The 15,490-nt window shown below is 73.7% G+C and carries 16 protein-coding genes; 9 read left to right on the forward strand and 7 right to left on the reverse strand.

Features of this window, described 5'->3' with window-relative positions; all coding sequences use genetic code 11:
* Positions 1-28 precede the first annotated feature (28 nt).
* The 3 genes from DSM112329_RS26300 (at position 29) to DSM112329_RS26310 (ending at position 2,772) form a co-directional block, all read left to right on the forward strand.
* Positions 29-1,012: a LysR family transcriptional regulator gene (locus DSM112329_RS26300; protein ID WP_354699542.1), complete on the forward strand. Its 984-nt coding sequence runs from the start codon at positions 29-31 to the stop codon at positions 1,010-1,012.
* Positions 954-2,258 (forward strand): replication-associated recombination protein A, encoded by a 1,305-nt coding sequence (locus DSM112329_RS26305; RefSeq protein ID WP_354699543.1) that lies wholly within the window; start codon positions 954-956, stop codon positions 2,256-2,258. Before DSM112329_RS26300 ends, DSM112329_RS26305 begins: the two co-directional genes overlap by 59 nt.
* Before the next feature lie 160 nt (positions 2,259-2,418).
* Positions 2,419-2,772, forward strand: a complete 354-nt coding sequence (locus DSM112329_RS26310) for a hypothetical protein (protein WP_354699544.1) — start codon at positions 2,419-2,421, stop codon at positions 2,770-2,772.
* Between the two features lie 476 nt (positions 2,773-3,248).
* On the opposite strand, the gene DSM112329_RS26315 is transcribed toward DSM112329_RS26310, so the two are convergent.
* Both DSM112329_RS26315 and DSM112329_RS26320 read right to left on the reverse strand, forming a co-directional pair.
* On the reverse strand, positions 3,249-4,268 hold the full coding sequence (locus DSM112329_RS26315; protein WP_354699545.1) for a 2-oxoacid:ferredoxin oxidoreductase subunit beta: 1,020 nt from the start codon (positions 4,266-4,268) through the stop codon (positions 3,249-3,251).
* Positions 4,268-6,121, reverse strand: coding sequence for a 2-oxoacid:acceptor oxidoreductase subunit alpha (locus tag DSM112329_RS26320; RefSeq protein WP_354699546.1), 1,854 nt, complete (start codon positions 6,119-6,121; stop codon positions 4,268-4,270). The genes DSM112329_RS26315 and DSM112329_RS26320 overlap by 1 nt, the downstream gene beginning before the upstream one ends.
* A gap of 147 nt (positions 6,122-6,268) precedes the next feature.
* Between DSM112329_RS26320 and DSM112329_RS26325 the strand changes: the two genes are divergently transcribed.
* Positions 6,269-7,864: an aldehyde dehydrogenase family protein gene (locus DSM112329_RS26325; protein WP_354699547.1), complete on the forward strand. Its 1,596-nt coding sequence runs from the start codon at positions 6,269-6,271 to the stop codon at positions 7,862-7,864.
* A gap of 9 nt (positions 7,865-7,873) precedes the next feature.
* Here DSM112329_RS26325 and DSM112329_RS26330 read toward each other — a convergent pair whose 3' ends face one another.
* The 3 genes from DSM112329_RS26330 to DSM112329_RS26340 all read right to left on the reverse strand — a co-directional run bounded on the left by DSM112329_RS26330 (position 7,874) and on the right by DSM112329_RS26340 (position 11,410).
* Positions 7,874-9,286 (reverse strand): hypothetical protein, encoded by a 1,413-nt coding sequence (locus DSM112329_RS26330; protein WP_354699548.1) that lies wholly within the window; start codon positions 9,284-9,286, stop codon positions 7,874-7,876.
* 208 nt (positions 9,287-9,494) lie between these two features.
* Positions 9,495-10,586 (reverse strand): CapA family protein, encoded by a 1,092-nt coding sequence (locus DSM112329_RS26335; protein ID WP_354699549.1) that lies wholly within the window; start codon positions 10,584-10,586, stop codon positions 9,495-9,497.
* Positions 10,583-11,410, reverse strand: a complete 828-nt coding sequence (locus tag DSM112329_RS26340; protein ID WP_354699550.1) for an oxygenase MpaB family protein — start codon at positions 11,408-11,410, stop codon at positions 10,583-10,585. Before DSM112329_RS26340 ends, DSM112329_RS26335 begins: the two co-directional genes overlap by 4 nt.
* A 36-nt stretch (positions 11,411-11,446) precedes the next feature.
* On the opposite strand from DSM112329_RS26340, the gene DSM112329_RS26345 reads away from it, so the two are divergent.
* The gene (locus tag DSM112329_RS26345) at positions 11,447-12,187 is read left to right on the forward strand and encodes a bifunctional precorrin-2 dehydrogenase/sirohydrochlorin ferrochelatase (RefSeq protein WP_354699551.1); all 741 of its coding nucleotides are present in this window, start codon (positions 11,447-11,449) and stop codon (positions 12,185-12,187) included.
* 26 nt (positions 12,188-12,213) lie between these two features.
* Here the strand turns inward: DSM112329_RS26345 and DSM112329_RS26350 are convergent, their stop codons facing one another.
* Together DSM112329_RS26350 and DSM112329_RS26355 are read right to left on the reverse strand one after the other, a co-directional pair.
* Entirely contained in the window at positions 12,214-12,513 is a 300-nt protein-coding gene (locus tag DSM112329_RS26350) for a hypothetical protein (protein ID WP_354699552.1), read from the reverse strand.
* A gap of 112 nt (positions 12,514-12,625) precedes the next feature.
* Complete coding sequence (locus tag DSM112329_RS26355) at positions 12,626-13,015, reverse strand: hypothetical protein (protein WP_354699553.1); 390 nt, start codon at positions 13,013-13,015, stop codon at positions 12,626-12,628.
* 112 nt (positions 13,016-13,127) lie between these two features.
* Between DSM112329_RS26355 and moaC the strand changes: the two genes are divergently transcribed.
* Genes moaC through DSM112329_RS26375 form a run of 4 tightly spaced genes read left to right on the forward strand, consistent with a single transcriptional unit; the run spans position 13,128 to position 15,475 of the window.
* The gene (moaC, locus tag DSM112329_RS26360; protein WP_354699554.1) at positions 13,128-13,616 is read left to right on the forward strand and encodes a cyclic pyranopterin monophosphate synthase MoaC; all 489 of its coding nucleotides are present in this window, start codon (positions 13,128-13,130) and stop codon (positions 13,614-13,616) included.
* Between the two features lie 2 nt (positions 13,617-13,618).
* Positions 13,619-14,107 carry a MogA/MoaB family molybdenum cofactor biosynthesis protein gene (locus DSM112329_RS26365; RefSeq protein WP_354699555.1) on the forward strand — a complete coding sequence of 163 codons (489 nt, stop codon included), beginning with the start codon at positions 13,619-13,621 and terminating at the stop codon, positions 14,105-14,107.
* On the forward strand, positions 14,082-14,774 hold the full coding sequence (locus DSM112329_RS26370) for an ABC transporter ATP-binding protein (protein WP_354699556.1): 693 nt from the start codon (positions 14,082-14,084) through the stop codon (positions 14,772-14,774). The genes DSM112329_RS26365 and DSM112329_RS26370 overlap by 26 nt, the downstream gene beginning before the upstream one ends.
* Positions 14,771-15,475, forward strand: coding sequence for a heme exporter protein CcmB (locus tag DSM112329_RS26375; protein ID WP_354699557.1), 705 nt, complete (start codon positions 14,771-14,773; stop codon positions 15,473-15,475). Before DSM112329_RS26370 ends, DSM112329_RS26375 begins: the two co-directional genes overlap by 4 nt.
* Positions 15,476-15,490: the final 15 nt, after the last annotated feature.

Here is a 15,490-nt window from a genome sequence, read left to right on the forward strand (position 1 = left end):
TCGCCTGTCGCGATAACCTCTGCTGCCGATGATGGAGCTCCGGCACCTGCTGACGTTCCTCGCGGTCGCGGAGACGCAGAGCTTCACGCGGGCCGCGGAGCGCCTCGGGACGTCGCAGTCGGCGGTGTCCGCGACCGTGCGGCGGCTCGAGGAGGAGCTCGAGGCGCCGCTCTTCGACCGCACGACCCACCGCGTGGACCTGACCGACGCGGGCCGGGCGCTGGTGCCCGAGGCGCGCGGCACGCTGGCGGCGGCCGCCGCCGCGCGCGAGGCAGTCGACCAGGTCCGCGGCGGGCTGCGCGGGACGGTGCGCCTCGGCGTCATGCAGGCCCAGGCGACGGGGCCGGTCAGCACCGCCGCATTCGTCGCCGCGTTCCGCCGCGACCATGCCGCGGTCCACGTGGAGCTGCGCCAGGCGGGCTCGGCGGTCCTGGCGGACATGGTGCGCGACGGGCGGCTCGACCTCGCGGTCCTGGGCAATCCCGCCCCGCTGTCCGCGCCGCCTGCCGGCCTCGCCCTGACCGAGCTCGCGAGCGAGCCGATGGCCCTCGCCTGCCACGCCGGCCACCGGTTCGCGTCGTGGCCGGCGATCGACCTGGCGACGGTCGCCGCCGAACCTGCGGCGGATCTGCCGCCCGGGTGGAGCATGCGCACCGCCAACGACCGGGTGTTCGCCGCCGCCGGCCTGCGGCGCCGCCTCGAGTACGAGGTCAACGACAGCTCGTCGATCGTCGACCTCGTCCGCCACGGGCTCGCCGTCGCGCTGATCCCGGCGTCGCTCGTCGGGGCGGACGACGGGTCGATCGCCACCGTCCCGCTCACCGGCGCGCCGGACCACGCGCACCGCGTCGCCCTCGCCGTCCCGACCGGCCGGCCCCTCGGCCTCGCCGCACAGGCGCTCCGGGACACCATCCTGGGCGGGGGCGTCCCGGCCGCGTCGCATACTAGGACGCGTGGACCAGCTCTTCGGCGACCCGACCCCGACCCCCGCGGCCGCGCAGCCGACGGGTGACGCCGGGGCCGGCTCGCCGCTGGCCGCCCGGATGCGCCCCGCGACCGTCGCCGAGGTCGTCGGGCAGCAGCACCTGCTGAAGGACGGCGCGCCGCTGCGGGTCGCGGTCGACCGCGGCCGGCCGCACTCGATGCTGCTCTACGGCCCGCCGGGCACGGGCAAGACGACGCTCGCCCGGATCGTCGCCGCGGCGGCCAACGCCGCCTTCGAGGAGCTCAGCGCGGTCGAGGCCGGCCGCGCCGAGGTGCGCGCGGTGATGGAGCGCGCCCGCCACCGCCGCTCGACCAGCGGCACCGCCACGGTCTTCTTCCTCGACGAGATCCACCGCTTCAACAAGGCGCAGCAAGACGCGCTGCTGCCCGCGGTCGAGGAGGGCCTCGTGACGCTCATCGGCGCGACGACCGAGAACCCGTCCTACGAGGTCAACGCCGCGCTCCTCAGCCGCTGCCGCCTGTACGAGCTGCACCTGCTGACCGCGGACGACGTCGAGCTCCTGCTGCGGCGGGCGCTCGACGGCGAGCTCGCCAGCACGGGCGCGCGGGCCGACGACGAGGCGCTCGCCTTCCTGGCCGACCGCGCCAGCGGCGACGCGCGCGCGGCCCTGGCGGCGCTCGAGCTGGCGGTCGCCACGACCGGCGGCCACGTCACGCTGGCCGCGGCGGAGGACGCCTTCCAGCGCCGCGCGATCCGCTACGACAAGGCGGGCGACCAGCACTACGACGTCATCTCCGCCTGGATCAAGGCGACGCGTGCGAGCGACCCGGACGCGTCGCTCTACTACCTCGCGGTGATGCTCGAAGCCGGCGAAGACCCGCGCTTCATCGCCCGCCGCATGGTCATCCTGGCCAGCGAGGACATCGGCGGCGCCGACCCGCAGGCGCTCGTCGTCGCGGCCGCCGCCGCGCAGGCCGTCCAGCTCGTCGGCATGCCGGAGGCGATGCATCCCCTCGCCCAGTGCGCGATCCATCTCGCGCTCGCGCCGAAGTCCAACGCGGGCTACGTCGCCATCGCCGCCGCGCGCGAGCACGTGCGGCAGCACGGGGCGCAGGTCCCGCCTGCCTACCTGCGATCGGCGAACCGGCGCGAGCCCGGGTACGACTACCCGCATGACAACCCGGGCCACCTGACGCGCCAGGACGTCATGCCACCGTCGATCGCCGGGACCCGCTTCTACGCGCCGGACGACGCTGAGGCCGCACTGGCCGAGCGACTGGCCGCGGTCCGCCGCGACCGCGGGCTGGACTGATCCCTCCTGCCCACCGTCCGCGTACGAACGTTGCAGAAACGTTGCGTACACAAACATCTTTACATCCGCCACACCGTTCGTTGCGAACATGTGTTTGCAGGAATAGCCGTTCGTGCACGCGAAGTGCTTCCTTCCCCGCTCCACCTGACCGCTCATCCCAGTGCTGCTCCACACCCACCTCACGCTGCTCGACGGCAGCCGCGTCCGCCTGCGCCTTCCGCAGGCGCGTGATCGCGCGGGGCTGCTGGCGCTGCTCGGCCGGGTCGGCGTGGGCATCGACCTGCTCGACCTGCAGCGCACGCTGCGGTTCGATCCGCAGCGCCGGGCGGTGGTCTTCGCCACGACCTGGACGCCGGGCGCGGTGGCCGGCGAGACCGTGGTCGGCGTCGGGGCGGTCACCTTCGCCCACGGCACGCCGGACCTGCTGATCGCCGACGAGGCGTCGGCCCCGGGCCTGGGCGCGGCGCTGGCCGACGTCCTCCACACGGCGGCCTCCGCTCGCCGCGCCGCCTGAAGCGCTCCTGCCTCTGCGTCGGGGCATCCTGATGGTCGGGGGTCGGTGGCGCTGACGCCGAGGACCTCGCGCGTCGCGGGTCGGTGGCGGTGAACGAGGGCCTCGTGGTCGCGGGTCGGTGGCGCTGACGCCGAGGACCGCCCTGGGCGCGGCGGCTTTGGGAACTGCGGGCTGTTGACAGCGGAGGACGCTGGGAGGCTGCGTGGTCTCGGGTGCGGCGCGTGGAGCGAGCGGCTGGCCGGGCGGGGCGAGAGGTGGATCGCACGGGTCCGCGGAGGATTTGGCGGGCCTGACCCGCGGAACCCTCCGCGCAGCCGGTCCGGGATGGACGCTCGGAGTATCCGACGGGTATCGCCCGCAGGACCCTCCGGGCAGCACCGGTCGGGGGTCGGTGGCGCCGAGGACCGCACGGCGTGAGTGGCGTATCACACGGCTCGGAGCCGGGTGGACCGCCATTCACCGCTCGAGCAGAAGCGTCAGGCGACCGTCCAGGTGTCGCCCCCGTGGAGCAGTTCCTCGACCTGCGAGCGGTCCGGGGTGCCTGCCGGCGGCAGGTCCGCCGCGTAGACCGGTCGCTGCACGTCCCGGAAGACGCCGATCGGCGTCGGGCCGTCCGGGTGGGCCGAGAGCCGCGACAGGGCGAAGGCGAGCGCCGGGTTCTCCCGAGTCGGGTCATGCACGACGACCGCGGCCTCGTCGACCTCGCCGACCGGCGCGATCACGAGGTCCCCGTCGTCCCCGCGCGCCACGCACCGCTGCGCGCCCTCGGCGTCCGCTGGCCATACGATCGGCTCCCCCGCCACGAGCCGGATCTGGTTCAGCGCAGCGAGGTCCTTGTCGGTCAGCGCGCCGAACGCGCCGTCGTTGAACACGGGACAGTTCTGGTAGATCTCGACGAGCGCCGACCCCGGGTGCGCGGCCGCGGCCCGTAGCGTGGCCGTCAGGTGCTTCTTGTCCTTGTCGATCGTGCGGGCGACGAACGTCGCGTCCGCCCCGAGCGCGAGCGAGACCGGGTTGAAGGGCGCGTCCGTCGAGCCGAACGGCGTCGACTTCGTGACCTTGCCGACCTCGGACGTCGGGGACGCCTGCCCCTTCGTCAGCCCGTAGATCTGGTTGTTGAAGAGCAGGATCTTCAGCGGCACGTTGCGGCGCAGCGCGTGGATCAGGTGGTTGCCGCCGATCGACAGCGCGTCGCCGTCGCCGGTCACCACCCAGATCGACAGATCGTCGCGGGCGGTGGCCAGGCCCGTCGCCAGCGCGGGACCACGGCCGTGGATGCCGTGCATCCCGTACGTGTCCATGTAGTAGGAGAAGCGGCCCGCGCAGCCGATGCCGCTGACGAAGACGATCTTCTCCGGCGGAATCCCGAGCTCGGGCATGAACGACTGGACGGCGGCGAGGATCGCGTAGTCGCCGCAGCCCGGGCACCAGCGCGTCTCCGCGCCGGACTGGAAGTCGGCCTTCGTGAGCTCACGGGTCTCGGGAATGGTGGACATCAGATGCGCTCCAGGATCGCGGTCTCGATCTCGGGGGCGAACAGCGGCCGCCCCTCGACCCGGCTGTAGGACTCGACGTCGACGAGGAACTTCGCGCGGAGGACCGACGCCAGCTGCCCGCAGTTCATCTCCGGCAGCAGGACGCGGTCGTAGGCCCGCAGGACCTCGGCGGTGTTCGCCGGCAGCGGGTTCAGGTGATGGAAGTGGGCGGTGGCGACGCGCGCGCCGCTCTCCCGGGCGCGCCGCGCGCCTGCCCGGATCGCGCCGCGGCTCGAGCCCCAGCCGATGACCAGCAGCGACGCGTCCTCCTCGCCGTGGACCTCGAGGTCGGGCACGTCGATCCCGGCGATCTTCGCCGCCCGCAGGTCGGTCATCCGCTGGTGGTTCGGCCCCTCGTAGGAGATCGCGCCCGTCAGGTCGGCCTTCTCCAGCCCGCCGATCCGGTGGGCGAGGCCGGGGGTCCCGGGGACCGCCCACTCGCGGGCCAGGTCGGCGTCCCGGGCGTACGGGTGGAACACCTCGTCGTCGCCGGGCGGTGTGGTCCGCTGCCGCGCGTCGATCGGGGCCAGCGCGCCGGCGTCCGGGATCAGCCACGGCTCGCTCGAGTTCGCGAGGAACAGGTCGGTCAGCAGGATCACCGGCGTGCGGTACTTCACCGCGATCCGCGCTGCCTCGTAGGCCGCGTCGAAGCACTGCCCGGGGGTGGACGCCGCCACGACCGGGATCGGCGACTCGCCGTGCCGGCCGTGGAGCGCCATCAGCAGGTCGGACTGCTCGGTCTTCGTCGGCAGGCCGGTCGACGGGCCGGCCCGCTGCACGTCGACGATGACCATCGGCAGCTCGAGCATCACCGCCAGCCCGATGGTCTCGGACTTCAGGTCCATGCCCGGGCCGCTGGTCGCGGTCACGCCCAGGCGCCCGCCGAACGACGCGCCCAGCGCGATCGACGCCGCGGCGATCTCGTCCTCGGCCTGCACCGTCCGCACACCGAGCTTGGCGTGGCGCGAAAGCGTGTGCAGCAGCTCGGAGGCCGGCGTGATCGGGTAGGCGCCGAAGACCAGCGGCAGCCCGCTCGCCGAACTGGCCGCGACCAGGCCGAGCGCCGTCGTCGTCGTGCCGTTGACGTTGCGGTAGACCCCGGGCGGGACGTCCGTCGCCTTCGGGACGTGGATCTGCACGTCGATCAGCTCGCTGGTCTCGCCGAAGCTCCAGCCCGCCTTGAAGGCCGCGACGTTGGCCGCCGCGATCTCCGGCTTGGACGCGAACTTCCCCTCGATCCACTGCTGCGTGACCTCCGTCGGCCGGTCGTACAGCCAGGAGATGAGCCCGAGCGCGAACAGGTTGCGGGCCTTCTGCGCGTCGCGCGAGCCGACACCCTCGAGGGCCTCGACGGCCGCCGCCGTGAGCGTGGTCATCGGGACCCGCCGGACGACGTAGGCGTCGAGCGACTCGTCCTCGAGCGGGTTCGTCGTGTAGCCCGCCTTCTGGATCCCGCGCACGGTGAACGCGTCCTCGTTGAGGATGATCGTCGCGCCGCGGTCCATCAGGCCCATGTTCGCCCGCAGCGCCGCGGGGTTCATCGCGACGAGGACGTTCGGACGGTCGCCGGGCGTCAGGATGTCGCGCGAGGCGAAGTGGATCTGGAAGGCGCTGACGCCGCCGATGGTGCCGGCCGGGGCGCGGATCTCCGCCGGGAAGTCCGGCAGCGTCGCGAGGTCGTTCCCGAGGGCGGCGGTCGCCGCGGTGAACCGGTCACCGGCCAGCTGCATGCCGTCCCCCGAGTCCCCGGCGAATCGGACGACGACACGTTCGGCCGTCTCCTGGCGCGTCACACCGCGCTCGAGTGTGCTCATCAGACGACGCTACAGACGCGTCGCGCCGTCGTGGTTGGGTGCGGGCGCCAGATTGCCCCCATCCGGGGCATGGATTCCCCCAAACGAAGCACGTCGTCGGTCTGTGTGGCCCGGCGCTGCGCCGACCGGCTGCGACAATCGACCGCGATGCCGCCGCTCGCGTCCCCCGTCCCCACCCTCGCGTCGCGCAACCCCGCCACGGGCGAGACCCTCGGCGAGGTCCCGCTGACGTCGCCCGAGGCGATCGACGCGGTCGTCGCCGGCGCCGCGGCGGTGCAGCCGCTGTGGTGGGCGCTGCGCTCGCGCGACCGCGCCCGGTACATGCAGCGCGCCGCGCAGGCGGTCATCGACGAGGCCGACGAGCTCGCGGACCTGATCTGCGCCGAGCAGGGCCGGCCGCGGTCCGAGGTCGAGCTGCTGGAGATCCTGCCGGCCATCGAGACGCTGCAGTGGCTCGCCGAGGCGGGGCCGAAGATCCTCGCCGGCGAGCGCGCGGGCATCATGCGCGCCCTGCGCCCGCTGACCCGCGCGCGCTGGACCTACGAGCCACTCGGCGTCGTGGCCGTGATCGGTCCCGCGACCGAGCCGTTCAGCACGCCGCTGGGGGACGTCGCCGTCGCGCTCATGGCGGGCAACGCCGTCGTCCTGAAGCCGTCGCCGCAGGCTGCGCTCGCGGGCGAGCGGATCGCGCGCGTGTTCGCCCGCGCCGGACTGCCGGAAGGGCTGCTGCGCCTCGTCCACGGCGAGGACGACACGGGCCGCGCGCTCGTCGACTCGCGCGTGGCGCAGGTGCGGTTCACGGGCTCCTACGACGCCGGCCGCGCGGTCGGCGAGGCGTGTGCCCGGGCCGTCAAGCGCAGCGTGCTGGAGCTCGGCGGCAAGGACGTCGCGCTGATCTGCGCCGACGCCGACGTCGACCGGGCCGTCCACGGCACCGTCTGGGCGGCGTTCGCGAACGCCGGCCAGGCCGGCGGCAGCGTCGAGCGCGCCGTCGTCCTGCGCGAGGTGTCCGAGCGCTTCCTGAAGGGCGTGATCGGCGCGGCGACGGCACTGCAGGTCGGCGACCCGCGGGACCCGCGCACCGCCATCGGCCCGCTGCTGACGGCCGAGCGCCACGACCGCGTGCGCGCGCTCGTGGAGGAGGCCGTCGACGCGGGGGCCACGCTGCACTGCGGCGGCCCCGTGGAGATCGCCGGCCGCGCCGACGGGACGTTCTTCGCGCCGGCCGTCCTCACCGGCGTGACCTCGGAGATGCGCATCGCGCGCGAAGAGCTGCCGGGCCCCGTCCTGGTCGTAACGACGGTCGAGACCGAGGACGACGGCATCCGGGTCGCGAACGACTGCGGCGCGGGCCTCGGGGCGTCCGTCTGGACCGCCGACCGTTACAAGGGCGCCCGCATCGCGCGCGAGCTGCACGTCGGGATGGTCTGGATGAACGACCACCTGATCACGCGCAGCGCCCCCCAGCTGCCGTGGGGCGGCGTGAAGGGGTCGGGGATCGGGCGCGCCCGCGGGGCGATCGCGCTGCGGACCTGTGCCGAGCCCAAGGTGCTGACCTGGAGCCCGCCGTCCCCGGGTGCCGCGCGGCCGTTCTGGTGGTTCCCGTACGACGCCGCGCTGGAGCGCACCGCACGCGCGATCAGCGAGCTGCGCTCGGTCCGGGACAGCGACCGCGAGCGCGCGCTGCGGCAGGGCAGCGGCCCGATGCTGGCCGTCGCGCGGCGGGTGCTGCGGCGCCGCTGAGCCGCGGCCTCAGAGCTTGAAGGTGATCGTCGCGGTCTTGCCGCCGAGGACCCCGCCCACGCTGACCGCCTGGACGTAGGCGCGGTTGCGGCCGCGCTTCAGCCTGAGCTGCCCGGTGTAGGTCCGGGTGGTCGTCGACAGCAGCCGGCCGTTGACGTACACGCGGTACCGGCGGCCCTTCTCGGTCGAGTTCCAGACCAGCTGCGCCTTGCCGCCGGCGAGTTTGACGCGCAGCGACACCGGCGCCTTCGGCTTCTTCACCGCGGTCGCCGCGGACGACGAGGACCCCGTGACGCGGTCGTCATCGTCGGACGAGGCGACGGGGTCGCTGCCGGTCTTGCCACCGGAGGAGCCGGACGAGGAGGCCGTACCCGTACCCGTTCCCGCCGAGGAGCCGGACCCGGTCACGGTCACGGGCGGCCCCGGCCGGCCGTCTGCGCTGCGGTCCGGCTCGACGCTCGTGGCGCCGGGCCCGCAGGTCGCCGCCGGGCGCTGCACGAACGGCTGGCTCGTGCCGAGCGTCGTGAAGTCCGCGGACAGGACGCGGAAGCGGTCGGTCGGGACGCCGCTGAGGCTGTCGCCGGTCACCGCGGCCGCGGTCCACGGCAGGTCGGCGCCCCGGGACTCGCGCAGGTAGAAGACGAACGCGCCGGATTGGTCGCGGAGGTAGGCCCCGTAGACCTGCAGCGTGCGGGCGATCACGCGGGCGGCGGGCAGCAGCATCGACACGTCGAGGGACGGGTCGAGCTGGATCCGGGCGCCTTCGGGCAGCCCGCCGGCCGTGCCGCCGTCGGACCCGAGCGCGGGATAGACCCAGCAGCGCCCGTCGACGTTGGGCGCGCCGAAGGACAACGCGTGCGGGATGAGGTAGCTGCCGTCGGTGATCGCCGTCAGGACCTCCGGCACCGAGATGGCCTGCGAGAGCGGCAGGTGGGAGGCCGTGGCGCTGCCGCCGCCCAGGACGTTGTCCTGGTGGCCGTCGCCCTTGAGGTTGAAGTGCCCCGCGCCGCCCGCGTTCCACGAGCCGTCCGAGTTCCGGCTCGCCTGGAAGAGGTTCCACTCCTGGCCACGTTCGGCGTCGACGAGCGCGAGGTGCCCGTCCGCGCTCGGGTCCGGGACTGCGTTGTCGGGGATCGGGACCTGGACCGTGTCGGCGTAGTCGGTCCCGCCGCCCCCGGTGTACGCCCCGCAGAACTTGCAGCGCACCGTGCGCAGCGGCGTCTGGCTCGTGACCGGGTAGACGGGCGGAGCGAACCGGTTGTCCGGCCCGTTGAGGTAGGGCGTGCTGCGCCCGAGGCCACCGATCCACTGCGACGAGCGGGCGTCGAGCGGCGCGCCGCTCGCGATGGGCGTCGTGAAGAACGCGCGGCCCCCGGAGTAGTCGGCCGCGTGGGCCGGCGCGGCGGCCAGCAACCCCGTCAAGATGCAAATACCGGCTGCGCCCCTGCGCAGCCACCTGTGCCCGCGTTCCATGCCTGGCCCCCCAGAAAAGGTCCGGCGACTGCCCCCTGCAGCGCCGTCGACGGTTCCCAACGTAGGCCGCGAATCGACCGATCGCAAGGACGGATTTGACGCACTCCGCCCGCCGAAGCCGGCCCGCGACCGCGGTACTCCCTGGAAATCGGCGGTTTCAGGGCAGGCGGAGCGGGACCGGCTGGACACCGTTCTGGCGCCCCACCGCGATCACCGTGCGCCGATACGACGCCCTCAGGGCCGCTCTGTCGCCCAGGCCGCGGCGCAGGGCGTCGCCGATCGGCAGCACCGTGAAGTCCGAGCGGCGCACCCAGGTCGGGACGTACCGGATCCCTGCCACGCGGGACCCGCGGGCGTCGACGACGACGTCGAGCTGCGCGATCAGCCCGTCCTGGCTGCCCGCCGGCGAGGACTGGTTGGAGATGAGGTTGCCCTCGCCGAAGACGACGAGCTTCCCGTTGACCCGGCGGATCGGCTGCACGACGTGCGCGTGCTGGCCGACGACCCCGGTGATCGCGCTGGAGCGGGTCAGCGCGTTCGCGAGCCGCTTCTGGAACGGGCTCGGCTCGGTCCGGTACTCGGCGCCCCAGTGGATGTTGACGATCACGACCTGTGCACCCGCGCGGCGAGCGCGCTTGGCCTCCGCGATGATGCGGGCGGCCTTCGCGACGTTGACGGACCAGGGGTTCGGCAGCGGGATGCCGTTCGTCATCTCCGTGTACGAGAGGAAGGCGACCCGCACGCCCTTCACGGTCTTGATCAGCGGCGTCCGCTGCGCCGCGGCGGACGGGAAGCTGCCGGTGTGCTCGATCCCCTGGGCGTCGAGCTTGCGGCCCGTCGCGGTCACGCCGCGCTGGCCGCGGTCGACCGAGTGGTTGGACGCGGTGCTGCACGCGTCCCAGCCGGTCTCCCGGATCGCGCGCGCGAGGCCGCCCGGGGTGTTGAACGCGGGGTAGCCACTCGGCGCACCGGGCGCCATCGGCGTCTCGAGGTGGCAGAGCGCGAGGTCCGCGGCGCTGACGTAGGGCCGGACGAGCCGCAGCATCGGCGCGAAGTCGTACCGCCGCCCGCCGCCGAGTGCGTGGGCACGCTGGTAGATCGGCGAGTGGATCAGCAGGTCGCCGGTCGCGACGATCGACAGGTGCTTCGCGCGCTTCGGTGCCGGGGCGCCCGCGGCGCCGGTCGTCCCGACCGTGAGCGCCAGCACCGCTGCCGCGGCCGACGCGACGGCGGTCCGGCGACGGCTCACGCTGCGCGCAGGGCCCGGGCGGCCTGGGCGCTCGGCACGCTGCGCACGCGGCCGGGGAGCAGCGGGATGAGGACGCGCTTGATGTACTCGGCGCCGCCGGCGACCGCCACCGCCCGGAGCGGGTCCCAGCCCAGGCGGTACTGGCGCCGGACGTCGGGCGGCAGCAGGCCGACCGTGATCTGGTTCACGAGCTCCACCAGCGGACGCGCGGCGAGCGGGACCGGCGGGCGCAGGACGATCCGCTTCCCGAGCTCGCGGGCGGTGTCCGTGACGGTGAGGTCGCCCGAGGCGAGCATGCGGTCCATGTAGTCGGTGAAGTCCACGGCGGTCTTCGGCATGTCGCGGGCCTTGAGGCCGAAGAGCCGCCCCATGATCTTGAAGTCCTGCCAGTAGGCCTCGCGCTCAGCATCGCTCAGCGTGCGGACGTAGCGCTCGTACGCCAGCTGCGAGGAGTCCGCGAGGGACGCGAGGATCCACAGCAGGAGCTCCGGGTCGTCGGCCGCGTAGGGCGTGCCGGCGGGGAACCGGCCCGCGTCCGCCGGCAGGACGCCCGTGACCTGCGCGTGCCGCGCGCGCACGTGGCGGCACATCGTGTCCGCCCGCGCCTTCGGGCCGAACGTGATGGCGTCGAGGACGTCGGCTGTCCGCCGCAGCCGCGCGTAAGGGTCGTCGAGGTCCCCGGTCGACATGAAGAAGCCCTCGAACGCGACAGGATGCGCGGCCATCATGAGCAGGGCGCGCGGGCCGCCGAGGCCCACCGCGCGCTCACCGTGCACCTGGCGGATGAGGGCGCCTTCCTTGAAGTAGGTCGCAGCAGGGCGCATCGCATACAAGGTACGACGACTACGCTAGGAAGGACCATGCCTGCCGCCGCCTATGCCGGGAAAGAGTGCGTCTGCCAGTTCAAGCGCGGGATCTGCGATCAGACCTGCGTCAAGGACATGCTCGAGACGCCGTTCTACATCGCCTGCCTGAAGCTGCGCGGCCGGCGCTGCCTCGTCGTCGGCGGTGGCGCGATGGGCCTGGAGAAGACCGAGGGCCTGCTCGCGTGCGACGGTGACGTGACCGTGATCGCCCCGGAGGCCGGGCCCGAGCTCGAGGCGCTGGCCGCCGAGGGCTCGATCAGGTGGGAGGCGCGCGAGTACGCCGGGATCGAGGACCTCGAGGGCATCTTCATGGTGATCGCCTGCACCGACGACACCGACATCAACATCCGCATCTACGACGACGCCGAGCGCCGCGCGATGCTCGTGAACATCGTCGACGTCCCGCCGCTGTGCAACTTCATCCTGCCGGCGATCGTCCGCATGGGGCCGCTCGCGATCGCGATCTCGACGGCCGGTGCGTCCCCCGCCCTGGCCAAGCGGATGAAGTCCGAGGTCGCGCAGCTCTTCGGCGAGGAGTACGCCACGCTCGCCGTGATGCTGAACGACGCCCGTGGCTGGGCGAAGGGCACGCTGCCGACCTACCAGGACCGCAAGGCGTTCTTCGAGGAGATCGTCGGCGGCGACCCGGACCCGATCGAGCTCCTCCGCGCCGGCAACCCGGGCGCGGTGGCCGACATCATCGCCAGCGCGCAGCGGGCACATCAGCCCGCCTGACCGACGGTCGGGGCCGCGCCGGCGGGTCAGCCGTCAGGGCCGAGGACGAGCATTAGGCCCACGGCCAGCAACACGCCGCCGACCACGCAGGCCGTGACCACCGACTGAAGCAGGCCGAACGCCACCCGGCGGGTGCGCGCGCCCGTGGCGGCGATCGCGGGGTCCGCCACCCGCCACAGCACGACGGCCTCGACCGCGAGGGCCGCGATCCACGCCGGTGACCCCAGCCACCGCGGGACGCCGAGGAGCTGCACGAACACCAGGCCGAGTAGGACGAGCGGCGCGACGCCGAGGGCTATGAGCCGGAAGCGGCGGTCGGCGTGCACGTGGACGAGTACGCCGCGCCCGGTGCGAGGTCACACCGGCGCGCTCAGCGGAAGCACGTGTCGCAGTCGAGGATCATGGAGAGAGGGTGACCGCACGGCCGCTCAGGCTGGTTCAGCTCAGGCACTTCTCGACGCCCGCGCAGGCGACAACGAGGACCAGGCCGAGCGCCAGATAGCCGACCATGACCCAGACCGCGGCGCCGAACGCCGCGAGCGGCACGCTGATCGCGAGCCAGGTCCGCCGCCGTGCCGCGGCCATCCGCTGAAGGCCGGCACCGCGACCGAGGACGGCGACCTGGGCGGCGAGCAGCCCGATCCAGACGGCGTCCGCCAGCGCGGCGCCGATCAACCCGCCCGCCCCGATGGCCGACAGCGCCCACGCGGCGGCGGCCAGGTGCGCCAGGCCGAACGCGGCGCTCCCGAGCAGCCAGTAGCCGGCGCCGGGGCCGTCGCTGGCGGGCTTCGCGGCGGGACCGACGGGGACTGCGACTGGCTGCGACATGGTGGTCGTCTCCTCTTCAGATGCTTGCTGACCGATGGTTGGCAGAGTAGCTGACCGATGGTCAGCAATGCAAGCACCCCGTGTTCACGCCCCGACTGCGAGCATGCGACTCATGGCCGACCGCCTCACCCACCTCGACGAGCACGGCGCCGCGCGCATGGTCGACGTCGGCGCGAAGGCGGTGACCGGCCGGCGCGCCGTCGCCCGCGGCACCGTGGCGATGAGCCCGCAGACCGCGGCGGCCGTGGCCGCCGGCGACGCGCCGAAGGGCGACGTGGTCGGCGTCGCGCGGATCGCCGGCATCCTCGCCGCCAAGCGCACCGGCGACCTGATCCCCCTGTGTCACCCGCTCGCGCTCGACCATGTCGACGTCGACGCTGTCGTCGACACTCAGGCCGGGACCGTCACCCTGACGGCCACGGCGTCCACCACGGCGCGCACCGGCGTCGAGATGGAGGCGATGACCGCCGTCAGCATCGCCGCGCTCACGGTCTACGACATGGTCAAGGGCCTCGACAAGGGCGTCACGATCCGCGAGGTCTGCCTGCTGGAGAAGACCGGCGGCAAGTCCGGCGCGTGGCGCCGGGCCGAACCGCACTGACGATGCGCACCGCGGTCCTCACGATCTCCACCTCGCTCGCCGCCGGCCAGGGCGACGACGCCTCCGGCCCGCTGCTGGCGCAGCTGGCGACCGACGCCGGGTGCACGGTCGAGCTCGCCGAGGTGGTGACCGACGCCACCGCAGCCATCGCGGCCCGCCTGCGGGACCTGGTCGCCGACGACTTCGCCGTGATCCTCACCACCGGCGGGACCGGCTTCACCCCCGACGACCACACCCCGGAGGCCACGCGCGCCATCATCGAGCGCGACGCGCCCGGCATCGCCGAGGCCCTCCGCGCCGAGGGCCTGAAGCACAAGCCGCACGCGATGCTGACCCGCGGCGTAGCCGGGCTGGCCGGCCGCACGCTGATCGTGAACTTCCCCGGCAGTCCGAAGGCCCTGAACGAGACCTTCGGGGTCCTCGCCGCCGTGCTCCCGCACGCCGTCGGCTCCCTCCGGCAGGACCATGGACGCCGCAGCACCGGCCATTGAGCTCGACGGCCTGCGCCGCCGCTACGGCCATCGGCTCGCGCTCGACGGCGTGACGCTGACGCTCGCGGCCGGCCAGACGCTCGTCGTGTTCGGCCCGAACGGCGCGGGGAAGTCGACGCTGCTGCGCGTCCTCGCGACCCTGCTGCGCCCGACGGACGGGGTCGTCCGCATCCTCGGGGAGGCGCTGCCCGAGCGCGCCTGGATCGTCCGCGGGCACCTCGGCCTGCTGACCCACGAGCCGCTCCTCTACGGCGACCTCAGCGCGCGCGAGAACCTGCGCTTCCACGCCCGCCTGCGCGGCGTCCCGCTGCAGCGCGTCGACGACCTGCTCGCCGAGGTCAAGCTCGAGCGCCGTGCCGACGAGCCGGTGCACACGTACTCGCGCGGGATGCTGCAGCGGACCGCCGCCTGCCGCGCGGTCCTCCACGACCCGGCGCTGCTGCTCCTCGATGAGCCGCGCGCGAACCTCGACCCGGGCGCGATCGAGCTGCTCGAGCCGCTGGTCGGGCGCCAGTCCGGCCGCAGCCGCGTCGTCACGAGCCACGACCCGGCTGCGGGCCTGGCCGAGGCCGACCTCGTCCTGGGCCTGAAGGACGGCCGGACCGCGTTCCTCGCCGCCCCGGACGAGCTGACGCCGGGCGCGATCACGGACCTGTACCGCACATGAGCCTCGAGCCCCGCGGCATCACGACCCGGAAGGCCGTCGGCGCGCTGCTGCGCAAGGAGCTGCTGCTCGAGCGCCGCGTGCCGCAGGTCCTCCCCGCGATGGCGCTGTTCAGCATCACCACGTTCGTCGTCTTCCGCTTCGCCCTGGACGCCACCAGCGTCGAGGGGGACACCGCCAGCGGCGTGCTGTGGGTGACGCTGCTGTTCGCGGCGATGCTCGGTGCAGGGCGTCTCTATGTGGCCGACCACGAGGAGGGCGGCATCGACGCCCTCCTGCTCGCGCCGGTCGACCGGACCGCCCTGCTGATCAGCAAGGCCGTCACGTTCCTCGTCTTCCTCGTCCTCGTCGAGGTCGTGGCGCTCCCGGCGTTCGTGATCCTGCTGCTCGGGCCGGGCCTCTCGCCGGGTGACATCGCCGCCCTGGCGCTGGTCCTGCTGATGGCGGACGTGGGTATCGCCGTGATCGGCACGCTTTTCGGTGCGTTGGCCATCCAGACCCGGGCGCGCGACCTGATCCTGCCGCTGATGGCGCTGCCGCTGCTCGTGCCCGTGATCATCAGCGCGGCGAAGGCGAGCGCGCCACTGCTCGCCGCGACTGGCGCGGACAGCCTGCCGGGGCGGTATCTGGCCCTGCTCGGCCTCTATGATCTCGTCTTCGGGCTGCTGGCCTATGCCGTCTTCGACTACCTGTTCGACGACTAGCCCGCCGCCCTCAGC

This window comes from Paraconexibacter sp. AEG42_29, from assembly GCF_040581415.1.
Classification (GTDB): Bacteria; Actinomycetota; Thermoleophilia; order Solirubrobacterales; family Solirubrobacteraceae; genus Paraconexibacter.

Excerpts from the sequence above, each read along its gene's own strand:
- moaC (WP_354699554.1), top strand. The coding sequence starts at position 13,128 with ATGGCCGACCGCCTCACCCACCTCGACGAGCACGGCGCCGCGCGCATG.
- DSM112329_RS26315 (WP_354699545.1), bottom strand. The coding sequence starts at position 4,268 with ATGTCCACCATTCCCGAGACCCGTGAGCTCACGAAGGCCGACTTCCAG.
- DSM112329_RS26300 (WP_354699542.1), top strand. The coding sequence starts at position 29 with ATGATGGAGCTCCGGCACCTGCTGACGTTCCTCGCGGTCGCGGAGACG.
- DSM112329_RS26320 (WP_354699546.1), bottom strand. The coding sequence starts at position 6,121 with ATGAGCACACTCGAGCGCGGTGTGACGCGCCAGGAGACGGCCGAACGT.
- DSM112329_RS26355 (WP_354699553.1), bottom strand. The coding sequence starts at position 13,015 with ATGTCGCAGCCAGTCGCAGTCCCCGTCGGTCCCGCCGCGAAGCCCGCC.
- DSM112329_RS26370 (WP_354699556.1), top strand. The coding sequence starts at position 14,082 with ATGGACGCCGCAGCACCGGCCATTGAGCTCGACGGCCTGCGCCGCCGC.
- DSM112329_RS26345 (WP_354699551.1), top strand. The coding sequence starts at position 11,447 with ATGCCTGCCGCCGCCTATGCCGGGAAAGAGTGCGTCTGCCAGTTCAAG.
- DSM112329_RS26375 (WP_354699557.1), top strand. The coding sequence starts at position 14,771 with ATGAGCCTCGAGCCCCGCGGCATCACGACCCGGAAGGCCGTCGGCGCG.
- DSM112329_RS26340 (WP_354699550.1), bottom strand. The coding sequence starts at position 11,410 with ATGCGCCCTGCTGCGACCTACTTCAAGGAAGGCGCCCTCATCCGCCAG.
- DSM112329_RS26365 (WP_354699555.1), top strand. The coding sequence starts at position 13,619 with ATGCGCACCGCGGTCCTCACGATCTCCACCTCGCTCGCCGCCGGCCAG.
- DSM112329_RS26325 (WP_354699547.1), top strand. The coding sequence starts at position 6,269 with ATGCCGCCGCTCGCGTCCCCCGTCCCCACCCTCGCGTCGCGCAACCCC.